This is a genomic window from Streptomyces sp. NPDC038280 (assembly GCF_055600045.1).
The window spans coordinates 1-22,788 of sequence record NZ_JBVJYZ010000005.1; the positions used below are offsets into that span (position 1 = coordinate 1).

A 22,788-nucleotide genomic window follows, 5' to 3' on the forward strand; every position below is an offset into this window, starting at 1 on the left:
CGCCAGGGCATCCCGCTCGCCATCGAGAACTACGCCCTCCTCCACCGGCTGTGGCGCGAGGACGTCGTCAACTGGGAGGGGAAGTTCCGTACGGCGCTCCAGGGCTTCACCTCCACACCCCGCCCGCTGGACGGCGTCCCGCCGTTCGTCTGGCACGGCTCCATCCGCTCCCCCGAGATCGCCGAACAGGCCGCGTACTACGGGGACGGCTTCTTCGCCAACCACATCTTCTGGCCCAAGGAGCACACCGAGAAGATGGTCCGCCTCTACCGGCAGCGCTACGCCCACTACGGCCACGGCACCCCCGAGCAGGCCGTCGTCGGCCTGGGCGGCCAGGTCTTCATGCGCAAGAACTCCCAGGACGCCGTACGGGAGTTCCGGCCCTACTTCGACAACGCGCCCGTCTACGGACACGGCCCGTCCCTGGAGGAGTTCAGCTCGCAGACCCCGCTGACCGTCGGCTCCCCCCAGCAGATCATCGACCGCACGCTGTCCTTCCGCGACTATGTGGGCGACTACCAGCGGCAGTTGTTCCTGCTCGACCACGCGGGGCTCCCCCTGAAGACCGTGCTCGAGCAGCTCGACATCCTCGGCGAAGAGGTCGTGCCGGTGCTGCGCAAGGAGTTCGCCAATCTGCGACCGGCCGGTGTGCCCGCGACCGCGCCGCTCCACCCCGCCGTACGCACCCAGGAGGCCTGAACCCCATGCACACGCTGCCCACGCTGAAGCTGGTCGCCATTTCCGCGGGTCTGAGCCGGCCCTCGTCCACGCGGCTGCTCGCCGACCGGCTCACCAGGGCTGCCGAGGAGCGGCTCGCCGAGCGGGGCCGGCCGGTGGAGATCCAGGTCGTGGAACTGCGCGACCACGCCGTCGACATCGCGAAGAACCTGGTCACCGGCTTTCCCTCGCCCGAGCTCGGGGCCGTCGTCGACGCGGTGACCGGCGCCGACGGGGTGATCGCCGTGTCGCCCGTCTTCACCGCCTCCTACAGCGGACTCTTCAAGTCGTTCTTCGATCTGATCGACCCCGAGGCACTGAGCGGGAAGCCGGTCCTGATCGCGGCGACCGGAGGCACGGCCCGCCACTCGCTCGCCCTCGACCACGCGCTACGGCCGCTGTTCGCCTACCTGAGGGCGCTGGTCGTGCCGACGGCGGTGTACGCGGCGTCGGAGGACTGGGGCTCGGGCGGCGACGAGTGGACGGCGGGCCTGCCGTCCCGGATCGACCGGGCCGGCGGCGAGCTGGCGGAGCTGATGGAGGCCCGTCCGGCTCCGGTTCGGGAGGAGGACGAAGTCGTCCCCTTCGCCGAGCAGCTGGCGGATCTGCGCCTGAAGTAGCCGGCGCCGGGCCAAGGGTGCGGGGCCGGTCCTCGGTCGGGCTCGCCCCCGCTCCCGCCTTCTCCTACGTGCGGTTGCAGAGACCCGCGCCTCGCCGCCGTCGGGGCGCCGGGGTGGCCGGGCGGGCCCTGACGGGCGACGGCCCTCCACCGGCGGGAGTTCCCGCCCGCGGGGGGCCGTCGTACGCGTTCGGTTCAGGCGTCGCGCAAGGTCAGGGGCTCAGCGCCGGCTCCGGGACCCGTCACTCGCGTGTGTAGAAGACGTAGAACGCCGCGCAGAACATCGCCGCGGCCATCGCGAGCGCCAGCACCGTCCCCTGGAGCACGCTGCCGTTGGACAGGCTGAAGAGGAAACCCACCGCGATGCCGGTCAGCGCGGCGTAGGCGGCGGCCCTCAGCTCGCGCGGAAGCGACTTCTGCGTACGGCCCAGGAGGAAGCAGGCCCCGGCCAGCACCGCGCCCGAGACCACGCCGAGAAGAACGATTCCCCAGGTGATGACCCCACCGCTGCGCTCGATGGCCGCCGCGTACAGGCCGTAGATCACGCCCAGGGTGAGGGGCAGCGCCCAGCCGAGTGTGCTGTGCCGGGCCCGGTGTCGTGCTTGATGCCGCGGGGGCACCGCCGATTGTGTGGCCATGGCAGGAGCTCCTTCGCGCTCGGACACTCTCACTTCCCTCAAGGGCACACCCGGCGGCGGCGCCGGCGCAAGTGGATCAGGCCCGGGCCCCTGGCCGTACGGCGACGGCGTCGATCTCGAAGAGCATTCCGGGCAGGGCGAGCGAGGCCACCCCGCTCAGGGTCTGGGCCGGCAGCCGCTCGCCCCAGGCCGCGTGGAGGGCCTTGCCGAGGATCTCCAGCTTCGTGAGGTCGTGGTCGACGATGAACGAGCCGAGGCGTACGACGTCCTCGAAGCCGAGGCCGACCGCCTCCAGCGCGGTCCGCAGATTGGCGAAGGACCGCTCGACCTGCGTCGCGAAGTCCTCGGACACGACCTGGCCGGTTTCGTCGGAGGCGTACTGCCCCGCGATGAAGACGAGTTCGCCGGGGGCCGAGGCGGCGTGGCTGTAGCCGAAGGGGGCCGGGTCGTGGAGGCCGGCGGGGTTGGTGAGGGTGCGGTGGTCGCTCATGAGCGGTCCTTCCGTAGAGGCCGGAAAGGACACCCGGGGTGCCGGGGGCCTTCCGTCCATGGCCGTGAAAGCGTCAGGTGCCGGCGAACGGCGGAAAGGGCACCCCGAGGTGCCGGGAACCTCCGTCCGCGGCCGTGAAAGCGTCAGGTGGCGGCGAACCAGCGGCGGACGCGGTCCGGTGCTCCCGGCGCCTGCTCTTCCGCCCGCTGCCGGATGGTGTCGAGCGTCTGACCGGCAAGTTCGCGGCGCCAGGCCAGCTCGGCCCGCCCCATCGCCCCGGCGATCGCGCACTCGGTGGCACCGGGCCCGCCCGGGGCGGCGCCCGGTCCGCGCTGCCGGATCTCGGTGCAGCGGAAGGCCTCGTCCGGTCCTTCGATCGCCACGACCACATCCATCAGCGTGATCCGGTCCAGCGGTCTGGCCAGCCGGAATCCACCCCTGGGGCCGGAGACCGAGGAGACGATCCCGGCCCGGGAGAGCGCCTGGAGCTGCTTGTTGAGGTACGCGGCGGGGAGATCGTGGTACGCCGCGAGGCGGGCAGCGGTGACGGCACGTTCTCCGCCGATCCAGGCCAGGTTGAGGCAGCTGTGCAGCGCCCACTCCACGCCTTCGTTCATCCTCATGATTCTGGATACTAGACATCCAGAATAGAGGAGGCAAGGAGGGCGAGCCGGCCGAGCGCGTCGGCCAGGATCCCGGACGGCGGTGAGGCCAGACCGATCCGGACCGCGTCCGGGGCGCTCCCGGAGCCCACGGCGAACGCGCTGCCCGGGGTCACCGCGACACCCTCCGCGGCCGCCGCGGCGACGAAGGTCTCGGCGCGCCAGGGGGCGGGAAGGCGCCACCAGCAGTAGTACGCCCGGGGATCGGTGACGAGGTCGAAGCGGCCCAGGTGATGGCTCACCCAGTGGTGCCGCGCCTCGGCGTCCGCGCGCTTGGCGGCGACGATCTCGGCGACCGTGCCGTCCTCCACCCAGCGCGTCGCCGCCGCCAGCGGGAACCCGGCCGCCGTCCACGCGCCGGACCGCAGGGTCTGGGCGAGGCGCTCCCGGTGGGCGGCGGGCGGCACGAGATAGCCGACGGTCAGACCGGGGGCCAGCCGCTTGGAGAGGCTGTCCACCAGGATCGTGCGCTCCGGAGCGTGCGCGGCCAGCGGCGCGGGGGAGTCCGGCGCGAGAAAGGCCCAGGTGGTGTCCTCGATCGCGATCAGTCCCGACTCCCGCAGCACGTCCGCGAGCTCCTGGCGCCTGCGCTCCCCCGCCGTCAGCGCGAGCGGGTTGTGCAGGGTGGGCTGGACGTAGACGGCGGCGAGCGGCGCGGTCCGGTGCGCGGCGGCCAGCGCGTCGGGCCGCATTCCCTCGTCGTCGACCGCGAGCGGCACGAGCCGTACGCCGAGCCGCTCCGCGACCGCTTTGACCAGCGGATACGTCAGCGCCTCCACGCCCAGTCGGCCACCCGGCGGTACGAGCGAGGAGACAGCCGCCGCGATGGCCTGGCGGCCGTTGCCCGCGAAGAGCACCCGGTCCGCGTCGGGCACCCAGCCGGCCCTCGCCAGAACGGCCGCCGCGGCGGCGCGCGCACCGGGCGTACCGGCCGCGGCCGCCGGGCGGGTCGCCTCCGTCAGCACGTCCGGGCGCGCCAGGGCGGCGAGTGCCCGGCCCATGAGCTCCGACTGGCCGGGCACGACGGGGTAGTTGAGCTGGAGGTCCACGGGGGCGGCCCCGGAGGCCTCGGCGAGCGCGGGCCCGGGCTGCGGCGGCGCCGCCCGGACGAAGGTGCCGCGTCCGACCTCGCCCACGACTAGGCCCCGGCGGACCAGCTCGCCGTAGACCCGGATCGCCGTGGACGGCGCGATCCGGTGGCGGCGGGCGAAGGCACGCTGGGTGGGCAGCCGGTCGCCGGCGCGCAGCCGCCCGGCGGCGATGTCGGCCGCGATCAGGTCAGCGATCCTCCGGTAGTCCATACGTCCCCCACGCTCGTGCCGCGCCCCGACGGCATTGCACCGAGAGCAAAGATTTTATTGCACCGAGTCAGGCGGGCTGCCTAGCCTCGGACCATGCCTTCCGCGCAGATCAACGGAGTTCCCGTCGGCTATGAGGACGAAGGCACCGGCCCCGCGCTGGTCCTGGTCCACGGCCACCCCTTCGACCGCACGATGTGGCAGCCGCAGCTTGCCGCGTTCGCCGCCACCCACCGCGTGATCGCCCCCGACCTGCGGGGCTACGGCGCCTCGGGCGTCACACCCGGGCTCACCCGGCTGTCCCGGTTCGCCGACGACATCGTGGCCCTCCTCGACCACCTGGGCGTGGACCGCTTCGTGCTCGGCGGCCTGTCCATGGGCGGCCAGATCGTCATGGAGTGCTACCGCACCCACCCCGGCCGCGTCCGGGGCCTGATCCTCGCCGACACCTTCCCCGCCGCCGAGACCCCCGAAGGCAGGACCGCGCGGAACGCGCAGGCGGACCGGCTGCTCGCCGAGGGGATGCAGGGGTACGCGGACGAGGTCCTGGACAAGATGGTCGCCCCGTACAACACGCACGCGGCGCCCCACGTCCACCGGATGATGCTGAACACCCCGCCCGAGGGCGCGGCGGCCGCCCTGCGCGGGCGCGCCGAACGCCCCGACTACCGCGAGCTGCTCACCCGGGTCACGGTCCCGTCCCTGGTCGCGGTCGGCCGCGACGACACCTACACACCGGTCGCGGACGCGGAGGCGATGCACGCCGCGCTGCCGCAGTCGACGCTCGCCGTGATCGAATCCGCGGCCCATATGCCGAACCTGGAACGCCCCGAGGAGTTCAACGCGGCCCTGAGCGACTTCCTGGCCACGCTCGACGCCCCGGGCTCCACTACGCGGGGCGTGTCCCCCGAACGGCCCAGCTGAAAGGTCGTCGCGGCGGATCCGTCCGACCATGAGTTCCATGAGCCAGAACACCGCACCCTCCCGGCCTCCCCGCACCTCCGACACGGCCCACGAGGGCTGGGCCGCCGGAGGCGCCCTCTTCGCCGGCGTCCTGATGCTGGTGACGGGCCTGCTGGACATCTTCCAGGGCATCGCCGCGATCGCCAAGGACGACGTCTACACGCGCATCGGGGACTACGTCTTCGCCTTCAACCTCCCCACCTGGGGCTGGATCCACCTGATCCTCGGCGTCGTCCTCGCGTTCGCCGGCTGGGGCATCCTCAAAGGCGCCGAGTGGGCCCGGGCCCTGGGCATCGCCCTGGCATCGCTGAACGTCGTGGCCCACTTCCTGTTCCTGCCGTACCACCCGGTGTGGGCGGTGTTCGAGATGGCCATCTCCGTCTTCGTGATCTGGGCCCTGGCGACGGTCGGGACGCGGCACAGGGCCTGACCCTCGGTCCGGACACGCGGCAGGGACCGGCACCCGAGGCGCCGGTCCCTGCCGCGTACGACCGATGACCCGTCCGACCGCCCACCGATGGCGCCCGCGCCGCCCCGGCCGCACCGTGGAGGGATGAGAGCCAGCCGCAGCGCCGTCGCCCCACTGACCGCCGTCCTCGTCCTGGCCGCCGGGGCCGTCGGGTGCACCGAGGAGGACCGGGCCGGGGTCGGGGAGACCGTCGCGTCCGCGACCGCGGACGCCGCCTCCAGGATGGCCGAGATCAAGGACGGGGTGGACGGGAAGGGGGACGTGCGGGCGGGAGCGGTCAAGGACGACGACGACCGGGCCACCGCCCCTGTCACCGTCACCAACAGCACGGACAAGAGCGCCGACTACACGATCGCCGTGAACTTCCGCGACAGCGGCGGGAATCTGCTCGACACCGTCGTACTGAACGTGAACGACGTCCCGGCCAACGGCTCGAAGACCGGCACCGCCCGCAGCCACCGCTCGCTGAGCGGGGCCACGAAGGCCGAGATCGGTCAGGCGCTGAGGCACTGACGGCGGGCGGGGCTTCGCCGCCGAGCCCGTCGAGGAATCCGACCGGTGCCGGGCCACCCACGGCGCACCCGGCCACGGTGCGGGCGGCCCAAGGGCCGGAGCCCGCCCGGCGCAGAACCCCGGGCAGGCCACGGGCCCGCCGACGCGCACCTGGCCCGGGCCTGCCGCGCGACGCGCAGGCCACCGAGAAGCGCATCCGGCCACGGGCCGGCGCCCGCGCGGCGCGCAGGGCGCGGGCGTCGCCCCCGCGCAACCCCGGATCGCGCCACACCGTCCTTGAAGAGCGTGACGTCCTTGCAAAGCGTGAAGCACTCCTCGCGGGCGACCGCCTGGGCCGCCGCCCTGCTGCTGGCCGGGCCCGCCGTCGTCGTCGGATGCCGGCTGGCCGGCACCGACGGGATCACGCCCGTGCCGCAGCTGCTCGCGTTCCTGCCGTGGCTGACCGTCCCGGCCGGCCTCGCGCTGCTGCTGGCGCTGGCCGGGAGGCGCGCTCTCCTCGCGCTGCTCTCGCTCGCCGTCCTCGCCGTCGGTGGATGGTTCGTCCAGCCGTACGGGCCGAGCTCCACCGACGCCGAGGGCCCGGTCGTGGCGAAGCTGCGGGTGCTTGCCTCCAATGTGGAGTTCGGGCGGGCCGCCCCCGAGTTGATCGAGGTGATCCGGCGGGAGCACCCCGGTGTCGTGTTCGTGTCGGAGTGCGACCGCCCCTGCGCGGCCGCCCTGGACGCGGCGCTGCGCACCGCCTATCCGTACCGGGCCCAGGTCGCCGCGGACGGGTCCGCCGGGTCGGTGATCCTGAGCGTCCACCCGCTGGCTGAGGAGCCCGCGGTCCCCGGCGTCATGGGGATGCCCGGCGCCACCGCACGGGTCGGCGGCAGGGACGTACGCCTCCAGCTCGCGCATCCGATGCCGCCGCTGCCCGGCCGGACCGCGCTGTGGCAGAAGGAGCTGGGCCGGCTGCGGACCTTCGCGGCGGAACACCGGGGCCGGCCCACCCTCCTCGCCGGGGACTTCAACGCCTCCGCGGACCACGCCGCCTTCCGCCAGGTGCTCGACGCCGGGCGGCTGCACGACAGCGCCCGGGTCGCGGGCGCCCCCCGCACCCCGACCTGGCCGCGCGGCGGCCCGCTCCCCCCGTTCGCCCAGATCGACCATGTGCTGGTCAGTGACGACTTCTCGGTACGCGGCGTCCGTTTCCTGGACGTCGGGCCGACCGACCACCGGGCCCTGCTGGCCGACCTCGACCTGCACGCCGGCGGCTGACGCGCCACCGGCGCCCGCCTCCCGGACGCCGCCCCGCGACCACCGGACCCCGCCGGCATGCCTCGACCTGCAGGCCGGCGGCTGACGCGCCACGCTGGAGGGCATGGACAACGAACAGATCCTGGGCACCATCGGCGACCTCGTCTCCGAGGAACGCGCCCTGCGCGACCGGGTCGGTGGGCTCTCGGAGGAGGAGCAGGCGCGTCTGGCGGGGATCGAGGTACAGCTCGACCAGTGCTGGGACCTGCTGCGCCAGCGGCGTGCGAAGGCCGAGTACGGCGACGACCCGAACTCGGCGGCGGTCCGCCCGGCCGCGGAGGTCGAGGGGTACGAGAGCTGAGAGGGGTACGAGAGCTGAGCCCGGGCCGGGCCCCCGGCCGCCGCCCGCCCCTGCGAGGCCTCACGTGACGACGGCAAGGACACGGACCGCACGGCTCTCCCCGCCCCAGTGGCTGGTCCAGGGCCTGCGGCCCCAGCCCGCGCCCGTCCCCTGGGCCGCCGTCGCCCGGGCCTCGGTCGCCCTCTCCGCCCCGCTCGCCGTCGGTCTGGCGGCGGGCCGGCCCTCCTACGGCGCCCTCGTCTCCATGGGCGCCCTCTCCGGGGTCATCGGTGACACCGCCGACGCCTACCGGATGCGCTTCCTGAACATCGCCGTCCCCCAGCTCTTCGGCGCGGGCGGCATCCTGCTCGGCTCGCTGGTGTACGGCGAGGGATGGTTCGCGGTCGCGGCGCTCACCCTGGTCGCGCTGGTCTCCGGGATGATCTCGTCGATCGGCGCCATCGCCTCCGTATCCGGTCTGCTTCTGCTCCTCAACACCGTCGTGGGTGCCGGGCTCCCCCTCCCGGGCCCCTGGTGGCAGGCGCCGCTGCTGCTCACCCTCGGCGGGGCGGTCGTGCTCGCGCTGACCCTGCTCGGCTGGCCGCTGCGCGGCGGGGTGCCCGAACGGGCCGCCGTCGCCGCCACCTACCGGTCCGTCGCCGAGCTCCTCGCCGCCGCGGGCACCGACGCCTACGAGGAGAGACGCCAGGCCGTCACCCAGTCCCTCAACCAGTCCTACGACCTGGTCCTCGGCCGCCGGGCCCGCGAGCACGGCCGTGCCCCGGTCCTGGTCCGGCTGCTCGCCCAGCTCAATGTGGTCATCCCGCTGGTCGAGGCCGCCCCCGCCGCGCAACAGCGGGCCAGGAGGCTGGGGCCGCTGCCGGAGGCGATCCCGGCGGCCGTACGGGAGCTGGCCGACGCCGTCGAGGAGGGCCGCACGGGGATGCCCGCGCTCGACCTGCCGCCGCCGGCCACGCCGGCCGAGCGGGCCGTCGACCACGCCCTGCGGCACGCGGCCACGGTGGTGCACGCGGCCGAGCCCGACGCCTACAACGTCGACGACCGGCTCGGCCGGCCCGCGGCGCTGCGGGTCCGGATCCGGCGGGCCGTGCGCGGGGCGCTGCTGTCGGGGGCCTCGTGGCGGTACGGACTGCGGCTCGCCCTGTGCATCGGTCTCGCCCAGTCGCTGGTGTCGCTGATCGACGTCCCGCGTTCGTACTGGGTCGCCCTGACCGTCACGTTCGTCCTCAAGCCCGACTTCGGGTCGGTCTTCTCACGCGCGGTCATGCGGGCCTTCGGCACGGCGGCCGGTCTGGTCGTCGCGGCGGCCGTGCTCGCCGAGGTGCCCCGGGGGTGGTGGGACGTGCCGGTGATGGTGGTCCTCGCCGCGCTGATCCCGGCGTTCTCGGCCAAGGGATACGCCTTCCAGACCGCTGCGATCACCCCGGTGATCCTGCTCCTGTCCGACCTGCTGAACCGGCAGGGCTTCGGCCTGGTGCTGCCGCGCTTCTGGGACTCCCTCATCGGCTGCGGGATCGCGCTGGTCGCCGGATATCTGCTGTGGCCGGAGAGCTGGCGGACCCGGATCGGCGACCGGCTCGCCGACGCCGTCGCCGACACCGCCTCGTACGTGTCCCGCGCGTTCGGGCCCGCCACCCCCGAACCCGACCGCGCCGAGCGCGTGCGTGCCCGGCGGCGGCTCTACCGGGACCTGTCCGTCGTACGCTCCGAGTTCCAGCGGGCGCTGACGGAACCGCCGCCGACCGGTCCGCGCGCCGCCGCCTGGTGGCCCCTGGTCGTCGCCGTCGAACGGATCGTGGACGCGACGACGGCCGCGCGGGTCCGCGTGGACCACGGGGCGCCGCCGCCCGCGCCGGTCGAAGTCACCGACGTCACCGACCAGTTGCGCGCTCTGGCGGACGGCCTGCGGACGAGCGACGTCCTGGTCGGGGTACGGGCCGAGCTGGAGGGCGACGACGAGGGCGTCCTCGCCCCGCTGCGCCGGGAGGTACGGGCGGCGCGGGCGATCGCCGCACCCGACCCGGTGGCGGGATAGCCGCCCGCCCGGCCGAGACGTCCCAGGAAAGCGGAATCCTCCACACCGCCGTCACCGCATTCCACCCGGGCGACTACGATGCGCACGATTCACCCCACACGCGCCCGGCGCCCCACCGGTCCGACCGTGCGCCCTCTTCGTCCTGACTTACCGCCACATGCCGTGCCACACAAGGACATTCGCCATGCGCAAGAACACCGGCAGAGACACTGGCAGAGGGCTACAGCCCAACGTCCTCGGTACGTTCGACACCATCGTCATGGCGGTCGCGGGCAGCGCCCCCGCATACTCCCTCGCCGCCACCACCGCTGTCCTCTTCGGCGCGGTCGGATTCGCCGGGCCGGCCGCGCTCCTCTACTGCGCGATCCCGATGCTCGGCATCGTCCTCGCCTACAGCCGCCTCGGCCGGATCGACGTCAACGCGGGCGCCGGATACTCCTGGGTCGGCCGCACGCTCCACCCGTTCCTGGGGTTCCTCTCCGGCTGGGCCCTCGTCGTCTCCGCGACGCTCTTCATGGTCGCCGGTTCGCTGCCGGCCGGTGCGATGACCCTCGCCCTCTTCGATCCCGCACTGGCCGAGCACACCGGTCTCTCCGCGGCGGTCGGCGCGGGCTGGTTCCTGATGATGCTGCTGGTCGTCCTCGGCGGCGCCCGGCTCACCGTGCGCGCGCAGCTGCTCATGTCCGGCGTGGAGCTGGTCATCCTGCTGGCGTTCATCATCGCCGCGCTCCTCCACCGGGGCAGCGCCCAGGCCTTCGACTGGTCGTGGCTCGGTTTCGGCCACTTCGAGGGGGCGGGCGGCTTCGCCTCCGGGGCGCTGATCGCCGCGTTCTACTACTGGGGCTGGGACGTCACCAGCAATCTCAGCGAGGAGACACGCGACAGCCGCCGCACCGCCGGGCTCGCGGCGCTCGTCGGCGTCGGCGTGGTCTTCCTGCTCTTCGAGGCGTTCACCATCGCGGTCAACGTCCTGCTGACCTCGCGTCGGATCGAGGAGAGCGGCGCCGGAGTGCTCGCCGCCCTCGGACAGGAGATCTGGCCCGGTGTCGGCGGGAAGCTCCTCGTCGCGGCCGTCATGCTGTCCACGGTCGCCACCCTGGAGACCACGCTCATCCAGGTGACCCGCTCGCTCTTCGCCATGGGGCGCGACCGCACCCTGCCCGCCGCGCTCGGCACCGTCCACCGCCGCTGGAACACCCCCTGGGTGGCGATCGTCGTGGTCGGCGGGGCCGCCGCCCTGATGTTCGTCGCGGCGACCGCCCTCGGCTCGGTGGGCGACATCCTCAGCGCCGCGGTCAGTGCCATCGGCCTGCTGATCGCGTTCTACTACGGTCTCGCCGGCATCGCCGCGGTCGTCGCCTACAGGTCGATGCTCCTGACGTCCGTACGGAACTTCCTGCTCGGCGGCGCCTGGCCGCTGCTCGGGTCCGCGTTCATGTTGTGGGTGTTCGTCGAGTCGCTGGCCGAGCTGTCGACCGCCTCCGTCGCGATCGGGCTCGGCGGGCTCGTGGCCGGGGTGGCGCCGATGCTCTGGTACTGGCGCGGGGGCAGCGCCTACTACCGCCCCGCGAAACTCGACGCGGTGCGAGCACTGGCGGCCGCGGAGCCGTACAACCCTTCGGGCCGCGGCGGTGGCAGTCGCACCGGCGAGGCCCTGGCCACCGACTTCTGACACCGAGGGAGGAACCTGGATGGCCTCTCGCCGCCGCCCCGCACGCTTCGTACCGGACTTCGACCCCGACTTCGGCGACCGCCCGCTCACCGAGGCTCGGCACGACATCGTCATCGGCCGCTGGCAGGGTGTCCGCGATCTGCTGCGCGCCACGGGCGACCACTGGCCGCGCCGCACCCACCGGCTGCGGCTGCTCTCCCACGCCGCGGCGGGCAGCTCCACCGTCGAGGCATGGCGGGCGGCCGAACCCGACAACCCCGACGCGGCCGTGCTGCGGGCCGCCACCGATGTCGTCCGGGTCTTCAACGAGGCCATCGCGGTGGGCCGGGGCACCTGCGTGGAGCGCGCGCGGCTCGACGCCGCCGTGATGGCGTGCCTCGGCGCGGCCGACGCACGGCCCACGGACCCCATGCCCTGGGTGTCGCTGCTGACGGTGGCCCGGCTGTACGAGGGCGGCGTCGGGCGGCACGAACTGCGCCGCTGGTGGGACGAATTGCGACGCCGCGACCCGTACAACACCGAAGGCCACGCGCAGCTGCTGCGCTACTGGTCGGCCCGGTGGCACGGCACGCACGGCGCCATGTACGACTTCGCGCGCGACGCCGCCGGGGTGGCGCCTCCCGGGTCGCCGCTGCCGGTTCTGGTGCAGGTCGCGCGGGTCGAGGAGTACCGCTACATCGCCGAGGGATCCAGGGGCCGCGCTCCGGTGCGCGGCTTCGACCAGCACTGGAAGCACGAGCTGGCGGTGACGGACATCCGGCGGACCTGGGAGCGCTGGATCGGCGGCCGCGCGCCGGGACCGGTCGCGCCAGAGGAGGTCGCCGATCTCAACTATCTCGCGCACGCCGCTTGTTACGCGAACGAGCGGGAGATCGCCCGGGGAGTGTTCGGGCTCCTCGGGGCGCGGGCGGCACCGGTGCCGTGGGCGTACACGGGCGAGCCCCGGGAGCAGTTCACCCGTTTCCGGGAGAGCGTGGGCGTGGTCTGACGGAGGGCGTGCGGGGCGACGGGCCCGGCCGGTCGTGGCACACCGGCCGGGCCCGTCCCCGCGGGAGCGGACGCGGGCTCGGACGTCGGGTCAGACGCCGATGCCGTTGCCGTCCGCGCGCCAGACGGCGACCACCGAGGGGCGGACGATCCGGCCCGGCCCGTCCGGCCACACCGACGCGGGCTGCTCGACGGACGCGCCGTCGACCTCGCCGGGGTGCTGGACGGCCACCAGGACACGGCGGTCCTGGACGATCGGGCCGCAGGTCTCGGCACCGGCCGGGACGGTGAGGAACTGCTTCAGCTCACCGCGCCGCTCTCCGTGGGTGGCGACGGCGAACAGGCCGTCGTGCGAGCCGAGCTGGTTGCCGTCGGTGGAGATCCACAGGTTGCCGTACGGGTCGAAGGCGACGTTGTCCGGGCAGGAGATGGGGCTGACCTTCTCCTTGGGGAAGCCCGCGAAGTACGTCGCCGGGTCGTTCGGGTCGCCCGCGACCAGGAACAGACGCCAGGCGAAACCGTCACTCGCCGGATCGTCCCAGTGCTCGGCGAGCTCCAGGATCTGGCCGTGCTTGTTGGCGTTGCGCGGGTTGGCCTCGTCGGTGGGGGCCTTGCCGGCGGCGCCGCGGTCCTTGTTGTTGGTGAGCGCGACATAGACGCGGCCGGTGCGCGGCGACGGCTCGACGTCCTCGGGGCGGTCCATCTTAGTGGCGCCGACCTTGTCACCGGCGAGGCGGGTGAAGACGTACACCTCCTCGGCGGTCATTCCGGGGACGTGCGAGACGTCGCCGGTGGCGAGCGGGATCCACTGGCCGCTGCCGTCGAACTCGCCGTCGTTCGGGAGCTTGCCCGTGCCGTCGATCTCGGCGGCCGGGCTGTCGCCGGTGAGCTTGGCGACGTAGAGGGTGCCCTCGTCGAGCAGCGTGAGGTTGTGCTCGCGGGCGGCCCGGGAGTTCCCCTTCTTCATCCGCTTCGACGAGACGAACTTGTAGAAGTAGTCGAAGCGCTCGTCGTCACCCATGTAGACGACGGGACGGCCGTCCTCGGTGAGTCGCGGCTGCGCGGCCTCGTGCTTGAAGCGGCCGAGCGCGGTGCGCTTGCGCGGCGTGGAGTCCGGGTCGTACGGGTCGAGCTCGACGACCCAGCCGAAGCGGTGCACCTCGTTGGGCTCCTGAGCCAGGTCGAAGCGCTTGTCGAACCGCTCCCACTTGCGCTCGCTGGCGCCGGCGCCGACGCCGTAGCGCTTGTCCGTGGCACTGGATCCGTTGGCGAAGTACTGGTTGAAGTTCTCCTCGCCGTGCAGCGTCGTCCCCCACGGGGTGGTGCCGCCGGCGCAGTTGTTGAGCGTGCCGAGCACCTTCGTACCCGACGCGTCGGCCGAGGTCCGCAGCAGCGGCGACCCGGCGGCGGGGCCGGTGAGCCGGAACTCGCTGGTCGCGGTGAGACGGCGGTTGATCGGGTGCCGCGTGACGGCGGTGAGCTTGCCGGTGCGGTGCTCCTCCTGGACGACGACGACCGACAGACCGTGCGCGGCCCAGGCGGTCTCGACCTGCTCGCGGGTCGGGTTCGCGGCGTCGTAGCCCTTGAACATCAGGATTTCGTCGGTGTACTCGTGGTTCGCGACGAGGACCTGGCGGCCGTGCTCACCGCGCAGCGGGAGCAGCGAGAGGAAGTCGTTGTTGTAGCCGAACTGACCGGCCTGGGCCTTCGCCGTCTGCTTGTCGGGGTCGAAGGCGGGGGCGCCGCGGAGGATCGGCTCGCCCCAGCGGATGACGACGTTCTGGGCGTAGCCCTCGGGGACGGTGACCTTGTCGTCCCGGTTGGGGGCGACGGGCGCGAAGCGCAGACCGCGGGCCCCGTCCTTCCCGGGCCTGCCACCGCGGCGGTCCTCGGCCGGGGCGGCGACCGCGGGGGTGCCACCCGCGCCGACGACCGCGCCGCCGGCGGCGGCCGCGACGGTGACCACGGCGGCGGCGCGCATCAGCGAGCGACGCGAGTAGGCGCCGGCTATGACATCGCCGACGTACTCGTTGTCACTGGTGTTGGGCACCTCCTGGAAACATGCGTCGCCGCAGCGGAAACGGCAGGTCAGAGCGGATCGCCCACCCGCGTGGGAGTGGGTGCTCAGCAGCGGCAGCAGATGGCGCACGTGGTCCTCCTCCGGCGCGATCCGCGCCGACATGGTGCCGACATGGTGTCGGTGTTCCGTCCGGCGGTGACGTTATGTGCGCTCATATGCACGGCGGCTGCGGGAGGATGAACGAGGGATGAATCCGGGGCGACTGGGGCGCGGTTGACGTAATTGACCCTTGCCTTTTGCCGACGCACGGGGCCGCTAACCTTACGTGTCCGCCCTGGCCAGGGATGATTCCTACCAGTACGGACATACACCGCACCCAACTCATGCGAAAGGCCTCGCCCATGGGCATTCGGAGCTTGCTGCGCAAGGTGTTTGGACGCGACCGTGCGGAGCGTAACGAGTCGGCGGCAGCCTCCGTCCCGGCCCAGACGGAACGCACGGCCCAGGACGCGCCCGCGCAGGCGTCGGTCCCCGCACAGGAACGACCCCGGGAGCGGGCGCAGGACGCGGCCTCTTCGCCGGTGGAGAAGGCGGCGGCGGACCTGGTGGCCGCCTCCTTCGACAACCCGAAGCCGACGGCGACGACGGTGCCGGCGGCGCGGGAGGAACCGGAGCCGGTGAAGGAGCCGGAGGCGGTGGCTGCCGTCGAGGAGCCGGCCGGGCCGGAGGCGGTGGACGCGGTCGAGACGGCTGAGGCGGTCGAGAACCGCGAGATCGTCGAGGCCCCCGAGACCGTCACGGAACCCGAGGTTCTGCCCGAGGCCGAGCCGGTGGCCGAGCCGGAGCCGGTCGCGGCCGCCGAGACCCCCGAGCCCGTCGAGGCTCCCAAGACGGTCGAGGCTCCCGAGCCCGTCGCGGCCGCCGAAACCGCCGAGCCCGTCGAGGCTCCTGAGCCGGTCGCGGCTGCCGGGGCTCCCGAGACCCCCGAGCCCGTCAAGGCTCCCGAGGCCGTCGAGGAAGCCGCGCCGGAGGCCGTCGCCCCCGCCGGTAAGCCCGCTCTCGCCCTCGCCCGGGTCAAGAGCCGCGCGCCCCAGCTCGCCGACGCCTACAAGGCCGCCGGCGCGGTCCTCAAGAAGCAGGGCCTCACCGGTACCCGCGCCCGTGTGTACCTGGTGCTCGACCGGTCGCTGTCCATGCGCGGGTTCTACAAGGACGGGAGCGCCCAGCACCTCGCCGAGCAGGCCCTCGCCCTCGCCGCGCACCTCGACGAGGACGCGACCGTGCCGGTGGTCTTCTTCTCGACCGAGATCGACGGCACCGGCGAGCTGACCCTCGACAACGTCGACGGCCGGATCGAGGTACTGCACGAGTCCCTCGGCCGGATGGGGCGGACGAACTACCACCGCGCCATCGAAGAGGTCCTGGCCCAGCACGAGAAGGCCGGCCCCCAGCGGCCCGCGTTCGTCGTGTTCCAGACGGACGGGGCCCCGGAGTCCCGTACGGCCGCCACCCAGGCGCTCGCCGACGCGGCCGGCAAGCCGGTCTTCTGGCAGTTCGTGGCGTTCGGCGAGGAGGACGCCAAGGGCTTCGACTACCTCCGCAAGCTCCAGGCGGAGAACGCGGGCTTCTTCCACGCGGGCCCGACGCCCGCCGAGACCCCGCACCCGGCGTTCTTCCGCGCGCTGCTCGGCGCCTGGAAGGGCGACGGCGCGGACGACGCCGACGGCGAGACCAAGGGCTAGGAACCGGACCTCGCCGTCACCGGGAGCGTCACGGTGACGGCGAGGCCGCCCCCCTCGGGGCCGGGCACGGCCGTGACCGTGCCTCCGTGGGCCATCGCGATCGAGCGGACGATGGAGAGCCCGAGGCCCGCGCCGGGGCCCATCCGGTCCCGCCCCTCGCCCCGCCGGAAGGGTTCGAAGAGTCCGGGGATGTCCGACGCGGCGACCGGCGGACCCGTGTTGGTCACGACCAGCACCCCACCCTCCACGGCCACCTCGGCCCGCCCGCCCGGCACGTTGTGGGCGAGCGCGTTGGCGAACAGGTTCCCCACCAGCTGGGCGAGCAGGGCCCGGTTGCCCCTCACGACCCCGCCGCGCCCCGCCACCGCCCGCAGCCCGTGCCGTTCGGCCTCCTCCGTGACGACCTCCTCCAGGTCGACGTCCTCGCGTTCCTCCAGCCCCCGTTCGCTGCGCGCGAGCACCAGCAGCCCCTCGATGAGCCGCTCACTGCGCCGGTTGCTGTCCAGGAGCACCCGCCGGGTCGCGGCGAGTTCGTCCGCCGACGCCGACTCGTCCAGGCCCACCTGGATCGCCGTACGCTGCGTCGCCAGCGGCGTCCGCAGCTCGTGGGAGGCGTTCGCGATGAATCGCCGCTGGCTGTCGAAGGCCGCCTCCAGGCGCCCGAGCAGCGCGTCGATCGTGTCGCCGAGCTGCTTCAGTTCGTCATCGGGGCCGCTCGCCGCGATCCTCCCCCAGACCCCGTCCGAGGGCGCCCCCACGCGCAGGTCGCGCTCGGACAGCTCGCGCGCCCTCTCCGTCATGGTGTGCACGGGCCGCAGCACCCGCCCGGCGGTCCACCAGCCCACGGCGACCGCGCACAGCGCCATCGCGAGGAGGGCGAACGACGACCAGATCAGCATCTGCTGCCAGGCCACGTCCTGGACGGTGTCGGTGAGCCGGTAGGCCAGCACCCGCGAGACCTCGGACGCCTCCGACGCCTCGGACGCCTCGGACGCGGGTGAGGCGGGCATGAAGACCCCCGGGACGGACTCCGAGCGGAGTTCGGCGACGCGGTTCTCCGTCCCCGCCCGGGACAACAGGTTCACGATCACCAGCAGGCCGGCCCCGAGGACCAGGAAGGCACCGCCGTAGACGAGCGCGATCCGCGTACGGATCGTGGACCCCGGGCCGATCACAACGCGTACCCCACACCCTGGACCGTGCGGATCACGGCCGGTTCCCCGAGCTTTCCGCGCAGCTTGCTCATGCAGACCCGTACCGCGCCCGTGAACGGGTCGGCGTGCGCGTCCCAGGCCCGCTCCAGCAGCTCCTCGGCCGAGACCGGCGCCCCGTCGGCCTCCAGCAGGATCTGGAGCACCGAGAACTCCTTCGGTGAGAGATCGAGGTCCCGGCCGTCCCGGGAGGCCGTCCTGCGGACGGTGTCCAGCCGCAGCCCCTCGCGCTCCAGCAGCGGCGGTACGGGACGGGCGCTGCGCCGTCGCAGGGCCCGCACCCGGGAGACCAGCTCGGGAAACTCGAAGGGCTTGCCCAGATAGTCGTCGGCGCCCAGGTCCAGGCCCTCGACCCGGTCCTCCGTGGACGCGGAGGCGGTCAGCATCAGGATCCGCGTCCGGGACGCCCCGGCGACCAGCTCCCGCGCGACGTCGTCGCCGTGGACGCGCGGAAGGTCCCGGTCGAGGACGACCACGTCGTAGTCGTGCAGCCCGAGGTAGGCGAGGGCCGCGTCTCCGCTGTAGACGGTGTCGACGGCGAATCCCGCCCGCCGCAGCCCGGTGGCGACGAGCTCGGCGAGCACCTGCTCGTCCTCCGCGACCAGTACCCGCATGCTCTCGTCCTCGCTCACGCCGCCGCTCCCCCGTCCTCCCCGGATGAGCCTTTCTACGCGAGTGGAGGTTTCGCAAACCTCTCCGCCTCTTATCGATGTGAATGGATCTTCAACGGACCGTTAGGATTTCGACCATGGCGGCCACTGGATCCGAGAAGCAGGGGGCGAAGGCGTGAAGGCTTTCTACGTATCGACCCCCATTTACTACGTCAACGACGCTCCTCACCTGGGCCACGCCTACACGACCGTCGCAGGCGACGTGCTCACGCGCTGGCACCGTCAGCGTGGCGAGAAGGTGTGGTACCTCACCGGCACGGACGAGCACGGTCAGAAGATCATGCGCACCGCGGAGGCGAACGACGTCAGCCCGCAGGCGTGGTGCGACAAGCTCGTCGAGGAGGCCTGGAAGCCCCTCTGGGAGCACCTGAACATCGCGAACGACGACTTCATCCGTACGACGGAGAAGCGGCACACGGACCGTGTGCAGGAGTTCGTGCAGGACCTGTACGACAAGGGCGAGATCTACAAGGGCGGGTACGAAGGCCCGTACTGCGTGGGCTGTGAGGAGTACAAGCTCCCCGGTGACCTGATCGAGGACGAGCAGGGCGTGAAGCTCTGCCCGGTCCACAAGAAGCCGGTGGAGATCCTCAAGGAGGAGAACTACTTCTTCAAGCTGAGCGAGTACGGCCCGAAGCTGCTGGAGTTCTACGAGGCGAACCCGGACTTCATCCAGCCCGAGTCGGCCCGCAACGAGGTGCTGAACTTCGTCAAGCAGGGCCTGCAGGACCTGTCGATCTCCCGCTCCACCTTCGACTGGGGCATCCCGATCCCGTGGGACGACAAGCACGTCATCTACGTGTGGGTCGACGCGCTCCTGAACTACGCGACGGCCGTCGGCTACGGCGCGAACCAGGCGAAGTTCGACGAGACGTTCCCGGCGAACGTGCACCTGGTGGGCAAGGACATCCTCCGCTTCCACGCGGTGATCTGGCCGGCGATGCTGATGGCGCAGGGCCTGCCGGTCCCCGGCAAGGTCGCGGCGAACGGCTGGCTGATGGTCGGCGGCGAGAAGATGTCGAAGTCGAACCTGACCGGCATCAAGCCGCAGGACCTGACCTCGCACTTCGGCGTGGACGCCTACCGCTGGTACTTCCTGCGCGCGATCGCGTTCGGCAGCGACGGCTCGTTCTCGTGGGAGGACTTCACCGCCCGCTACACCTCCGAGCTGGCCAACGACTACGGCAACCTCGCCTCCCGCGTCGCCGCCATGGTCGGCAAGTACTTCGGCGGGACCCTGCCGGAGGCCACCGCGTCCGGCGAGGCCGAGAAGGCCGTCGCCGAGGGGATGGCGAAGGCCGTGTCCGAGGCCGACCGGAAGATCGGCGAGGAGCTGGACTTCCAGGGCGGCATCCTGGCGATCTTCGACTTCGTGAAGCAGGTCAACGGCTACATCACGGAGCAGGAGCCGTGGAAGGTGGCCAAGGACGACTCGGACGAGGGCCGGGCCCGCCTGGCGACGATCCTCTACACCGCCGCGGAGTCCCTGCGCGCGGTCGCGGTCCTGCTGAACCCGGTCATGCCGGAGACCTCACAGGCGCTGTGGGACTCGCTCGGCGCCGAGCCGGCCGACCTGGGTCCCCTGGCCGCCCAGCGGATCCAGGACGCGGGCACATGGGGCCTGCTGCCGGTCGGCGCGACGGTGACGAAGGGCGCGGTGCTGTTCCCGCGCCTGGAGGAGCCGAAGAAGGACTAGCGGCTCCCGCGGGAACACGCGGACGTACGGCGAGGGGCCCCGCACCGGTACCGGTGCGGGGCCCCTCGTACAACCATTCGGGGCCACCGGCTGTCCCACCTCATGATCAACAAGTTGAGGGGGACTGCTTCATGGGCGTACACGCCCACACGCGCGGCCGACTGGCCGCATCCATCACCGCCGCCGCGCTGATCGTCTCGGGTGGCCTCGCCCATCCGCTGCTCACCGCCAGCCCGGCGGCCGCCGCGACGCTGCCGCCGTGGAACCGGTCCACGCAGGTGAGCGGCGACGAAGAACTCATCAACGCCCAGGACCTGGTGATCGCCTCCGACGGCTCGGCGGTGGCCCTGTGGAACGGGCGGAACCCCGACGACTCGCGCAGGCTCTACGCGGCGGTCCGCCCCGCGCACAGCGACAGGTTCGGGCCCGCCCGTACGCTCGCGACGACGCCGACTTCGCGGGGCGACGTCACACTGGTCGCCGGGGGCAATGGCCAGGTCACCGCCCTGTGGGTCGAATGGCCCGAGGACGCCGGCCCCGACGCGCCCGCCTCGGCGGCCCGGGTGGTCTCCGCCACCGTGACCGCCGGCGCCTGGTCGGAGTCGAAGGAAGTCCTCGGCACCGACGCCGGCCTGTCCGTGACGAACCTGCGCCTGGCCGCCGGGCCCCAGGGCACCGTCACCGCGGTCTGGTCCTCGCGCCCGACGGGCTCCGACACCGGCGCCGTCATCATCACGGCGAGCCGCTCCGCCGACGGGACCTGGACCGCACCCGCTCCGGTGGCCACCGCCGCCGAGAAGGAATCGGTCGACGGCCCCGACGTCGCCGTCGACACCCAGGGCACGGCCGTGATCGCCTACCGGCACACCACCCCGGACGGCCTGGCGGTCGTCGAGACGGTCACCCGCCCCGGCCCCGCCGCCGCGTGGGGCGCCCCGGTGCCGATGTCCGTACCCGACGCCGGGACCAACGACCCCAACATCGGTGCGGGGCCCGACGGTTCGCTGGCCCTCACCTGGTCACTGCAGGACGTGCGCGAGGGCGAGGAAGGCACCCAGAGCCTGCGCGCGTCCGTCCGCAGGAGCGCGGCGGCCGGCTGGGACGCGCCCAAGGCCGTGCCGATCTACGCGAACGAGACCACCGTCCCGTCACCGGAGCCGCTGATCGCGCCCGACGGCGACGTGACGCTCGTCTGGTGGGACTGGCGGGACGGCGGCGACAGTGCCCCGACCACCATCCGCAGCTCGACCCTGACCGCGGGCGCCCCTGCCTGGGGGCCGACCAGGGCCGTCTCCCAGGGCGGCAACGCCCACTCCCGACACGAGGTCTCGATCGGCCCGGACGGCACCGCGCGCGTGGTGTGGACCGAGCGGGTCTACTCCAACGGGTCCTACCACCCGATCGTGCAGCAGGCCGCGCGGACCTCCTCCGACGACACCTGGACCCAGGCCGCCGGGCTGCCCGACAGCGAGGGCTTCGGCGCGAACCCCGTCGCGGACATCGCGGCGGGTCCCGCCGGGCAGGCCGCCGTCCTGTGGCACGACGACCGACCCGACCGGACGGTGAGCCTCCACTCCGCCCGGACCCTCGCCGAGCCCGCGGTCGCCGTGACCGGCTCCACGGTCCCCGTGACGGTCGCCCTCGCCGGGACCACCACCGGCAACACGGTGTGGACCCCGTCCTGGTCCCTCAACCAATCGGCCGACTGGACCCTGACCCTCAAGGACCGGTCCGGCCAGGTCTTCAAGACCTTCGGCGGCAGCGGGACCAAGGCCGCACCGAAGTGGAACGGCCGGGGCGACAAGGACCCCAACGCCACCGCCCCCAACGGCCGGATGACGTGGACCCTGAACGGCCAGCAGCCGTACGCCACGACCAGCGCCGTCCTCGCCTCGGGCAGCATCACCGTGACCGGTGGGGCCGCCGTGCCGCGGGACTTCGGCGGCAGCGCCAAGACGCCGGACGGGATCGGTGACCTCTTCTCCGTCACCACCGGCGGCGGCCTGCGCATCTCCTACGGCGACCCCGCCACCGGAAGGCCCGCCGGCACCGTCACCGGCACCGGCTGGCCGGCCGGCGTCCGGCCCGTCCCCATGGGCGACATGAACGGTGACCGCTGCAACGACGTCCTCGTACGCATGCCGAACGGCGAGATGCGGCGCTACACCCCGGCCTGCGGGGCCGCCGTCACGCCCACCACCGCGCACAAGGTCCTCGGCTCGGGCTGGAACGCCTTCGACGTCCTCACGTCGCCCGGCGACGTCAACCGCGACGGCCGCCCCGACCTGGTCACCCGCAACCCCTCGACCGGCGCGCTGTACCTCTACGCGACCAACAGCACCGGGTACCTCGCCCCCGCCGTGAAGCTGAGCACCGCCTTCAAGGGCTACAAGAAGATCGTCGGCGTCGGCGACACCAACGGCGACGGCAACGGCGACCTGCTCCTCCACGACAACTCGAACGAGCTGTGGCGCGTGTACGGCACCGGCACCGGCACGTTCGGCACCCGCGTCCTGCGCGCCACCGACTGGGGAAGCTCGTACAACGCCCTCGTCGGCACGGGCGACATCACCGGGGACGGCCGCGGCGACCTCCTCGCCCGGGACACCTCGGGTGCCCTGTGGCGTTACGACGGCACGGGCAAGGGCACCTTCGGCCCGCGCACGAAGATCGCCACCGGCTGGCAGGGCTACACCCTCCACTGACCCGGATCGATCCGCTCCCACACGCGGAAGGGGCCCGGGATCCCTTTCGGATCCCGGGCCCCTTCCGGCTGGGCTCCTGG

Annotated in this window: 19 protein-coding genes and 1 pseudogene; 13 read left to right on the forward strand and 7 right to left on the reverse strand. The window is 73.0% G+C overall.

The features are described 5' to 3' along the window. Positions 1-699 (forward strand): LLM class flavin-dependent oxidoreductase (locus tag ACZ7J0_RS13100; protein ID WP_470886786.1); only part of this gene is annotated, 699 nt, incomplete at its 5' end. A gap of 5 nt (positions 700-704) precedes the next feature. Next, positions 705-1,337: an FMN reductase gene (locus ACZ7J0_RS13105; RefSeq protein ID WP_470886788.1), complete on the forward strand. Its 633-nt coding sequence runs from the start codon at positions 705-707 to the stop codon at positions 1,335-1,337. A gap of 241 nt (positions 1,338-1,578) precedes the next feature. On the opposite strand, the gene ACZ7J0_RS13110 is transcribed toward ACZ7J0_RS13105, so the two are convergent. From ACZ7J0_RS13110 to ACZ7J0_RS13125, 4 genes are all read right to left on the reverse strand, one after another. After that, positions 1,579-1,974, reverse strand: coding sequence for a hypothetical protein (locus ACZ7J0_RS13110; RefSeq protein WP_470886790.1), 396 nt, complete (start codon positions 1,972-1,974; stop codon positions 1,579-1,581). Positions 1,975-2,050: 76 nt separating this feature from the next. After that, positions 2,051-2,464 carry a RidA family protein gene (locus ACZ7J0_RS13115; RefSeq protein WP_470886792.1) on the reverse strand — a complete coding sequence of 138 codons (414 nt, stop codon included), beginning with the start codon at positions 2,462-2,464 and terminating at the stop codon, positions 2,051-2,053. A 143-nt stretch (positions 2,465-2,607) separates the two neighbouring features. Then, positions 2,608-3,081, reverse strand: a complete 474-nt coding sequence (locus ACZ7J0_RS13120) for an RrF2 family transcriptional regulator (protein WP_470886794.1) — start codon at positions 3,079-3,081, stop codon at positions 2,608-2,610. Between the two features lie 17 nt (positions 3,082-3,098). Further along, a complete protein-coding gene (locus ACZ7J0_RS13125; protein ID WP_470886796.1) occupies positions 3,099-4,427 on the reverse strand; it encodes an aminotransferase-like domain-containing protein in 1,329 nt (442 codons plus the stop codon). A gap of 93 nt (positions 4,428-4,520) precedes the next feature. Between ACZ7J0_RS13125 and ACZ7J0_RS13130 the strand changes: the two genes are divergently transcribed. The 8 genes from ACZ7J0_RS13130 to ACZ7J0_RS13165 all read left to right on the forward strand — a co-directional run bounded on the left by ACZ7J0_RS13130 (position 4,521) and on the right by ACZ7J0_RS13165 (position 12,664). Next, positions 4,521-5,348, forward strand: a complete 828-nt coding sequence (locus ACZ7J0_RS13130) for an alpha/beta fold hydrolase (RefSeq protein WP_470886798.1) — start codon at positions 4,521-4,523, stop codon at positions 5,346-5,348. A 37-nt stretch (positions 5,349-5,385) separates the two neighbouring features. Then, positions 5,386-5,817 carry a DUF7144 family membrane protein gene (locus tag ACZ7J0_RS13135; RefSeq protein WP_470886800.1) on the forward strand — a complete coding sequence of 144 codons (432 nt, stop codon included), beginning with the start codon at positions 5,386-5,388 and terminating at the stop codon, positions 5,815-5,817. A gap of 123 nt (positions 5,818-5,940) precedes the next feature. Then, positions 5,941-6,369 (forward strand): hypothetical protein, encoded by a 429-nt coding sequence (locus ACZ7J0_RS13140; RefSeq protein WP_470886802.1) that lies wholly within the window; start codon positions 5,941-5,943, stop codon positions 6,367-6,369. A gap of 276 nt (positions 6,370-6,645) precedes the next feature. Further along, on the forward strand, positions 6,646-7,629 hold the full coding sequence (locus ACZ7J0_RS13145; RefSeq protein ID WP_470886804.1) for an endonuclease/exonuclease/phosphatase family protein: 984 nt from the start codon (positions 6,646-6,648) through the stop codon (positions 7,627-7,629). Between the two features lie 103 nt (positions 7,630-7,732). Beyond that, positions 7,733-7,969 (forward strand): DUF2630 family protein, encoded by a 237-nt coding sequence (locus ACZ7J0_RS13150; RefSeq protein ID WP_470886806.1) that lies wholly within the window; start codon positions 7,733-7,735, stop codon positions 7,967-7,969. 64 nt (positions 7,970-8,033) lie between these two features. After that, the gene (locus tag ACZ7J0_RS13155; RefSeq protein ID WP_470886808.1) at positions 8,034-10,004 is read left to right on the forward strand and encodes an FUSC family protein; all 1,971 of its coding nucleotides are present in this window, start codon (positions 8,034-8,036) and stop codon (positions 10,002-10,004) included. A 184-nt stretch (positions 10,005-10,188) separates the two neighbouring features. Beyond that, the gene (locus tag ACZ7J0_RS13160) at positions 10,189-11,676 is read left to right on the forward strand and encodes an APC family permease (protein WP_470886810.1); all 1,488 of its coding nucleotides are present in this window, start codon (positions 10,189-10,191) and stop codon (positions 11,674-11,676) included. A 19-nt stretch (positions 11,677-11,695) separates the two neighbouring features. Next, entirely contained in the window at positions 11,696-12,664 is a 969-nt protein-coding gene (locus ACZ7J0_RS13165; RefSeq protein ID WP_470886812.1) for a hypothetical protein, read from the forward strand. A 90-nt stretch (positions 12,665-12,754) separates the two neighbouring features. Here ACZ7J0_RS13165 and ACZ7J0_RS13170 read toward each other — a convergent pair whose 3' ends face one another. Next, complete coding sequence (locus ACZ7J0_RS13170; RefSeq protein ID WP_470887304.1) at positions 12,755-14,812, reverse strand: PhoX family protein; 2,058 nt, start codon at positions 14,810-14,812, stop codon at positions 12,755-12,757. A gap of 272 nt (positions 14,813-15,084) precedes the next feature. Here ACZ7J0_RS13170 and ACZ7J0_RS13175 point away from each other — a divergent pair, with 272 nt between their 5' ends. Continuing rightward, positions 15,085-16,425: a VWA domain-containing protein gene (locus ACZ7J0_RS13175; RefSeq protein ID WP_470886814.1), complete on the forward strand. Its 1,341-nt coding sequence runs from the start codon at positions 15,085-15,087 to the stop codon at positions 16,423-16,425. Here the strand turns inward: ACZ7J0_RS13175 and ACZ7J0_RS13180 are convergent. After that, complete coding sequence (locus ACZ7J0_RS13180) at positions 16,422-17,600, reverse strand: sensor histidine kinase (RefSeq protein WP_470886816.1); 1,179 nt, start codon at positions 17,598-17,600, stop codon at positions 16,422-16,424. The two genes, ACZ7J0_RS13175 and ACZ7J0_RS13180, sit on opposite strands and share 4 nt — an antisense overlap. After that, entirely contained in the window at positions 17,597-18,250 is a 654-nt protein-coding gene (locus tag ACZ7J0_RS13185) for a response regulator transcription factor (protein WP_470887306.1), read from the reverse strand. Before ACZ7J0_RS13185 ends, ACZ7J0_RS13180 begins: the two co-directional genes overlap by 4 nt. A 134-nt stretch (positions 18,251-18,384) precedes the next feature. Here ACZ7J0_RS13185 and metG point away from each other — a divergent pair. Further along, positions 18,385-20,003 (forward strand): annotated as a pseudogene (metG, locus tag ACZ7J0_RS13190) (methionine--tRNA ligase). 131 nt (positions 20,004-20,134) lie between these two features. Further along, entirely contained in the window at positions 20,135-22,708 is a 2,574-nt protein-coding gene (locus ACZ7J0_RS13195; RefSeq protein ID WP_470886818.1) for an FG-GAP repeat domain-containing protein, read from the forward strand. Positions 22,709-22,788 lie beyond the last annotated feature (80 nt).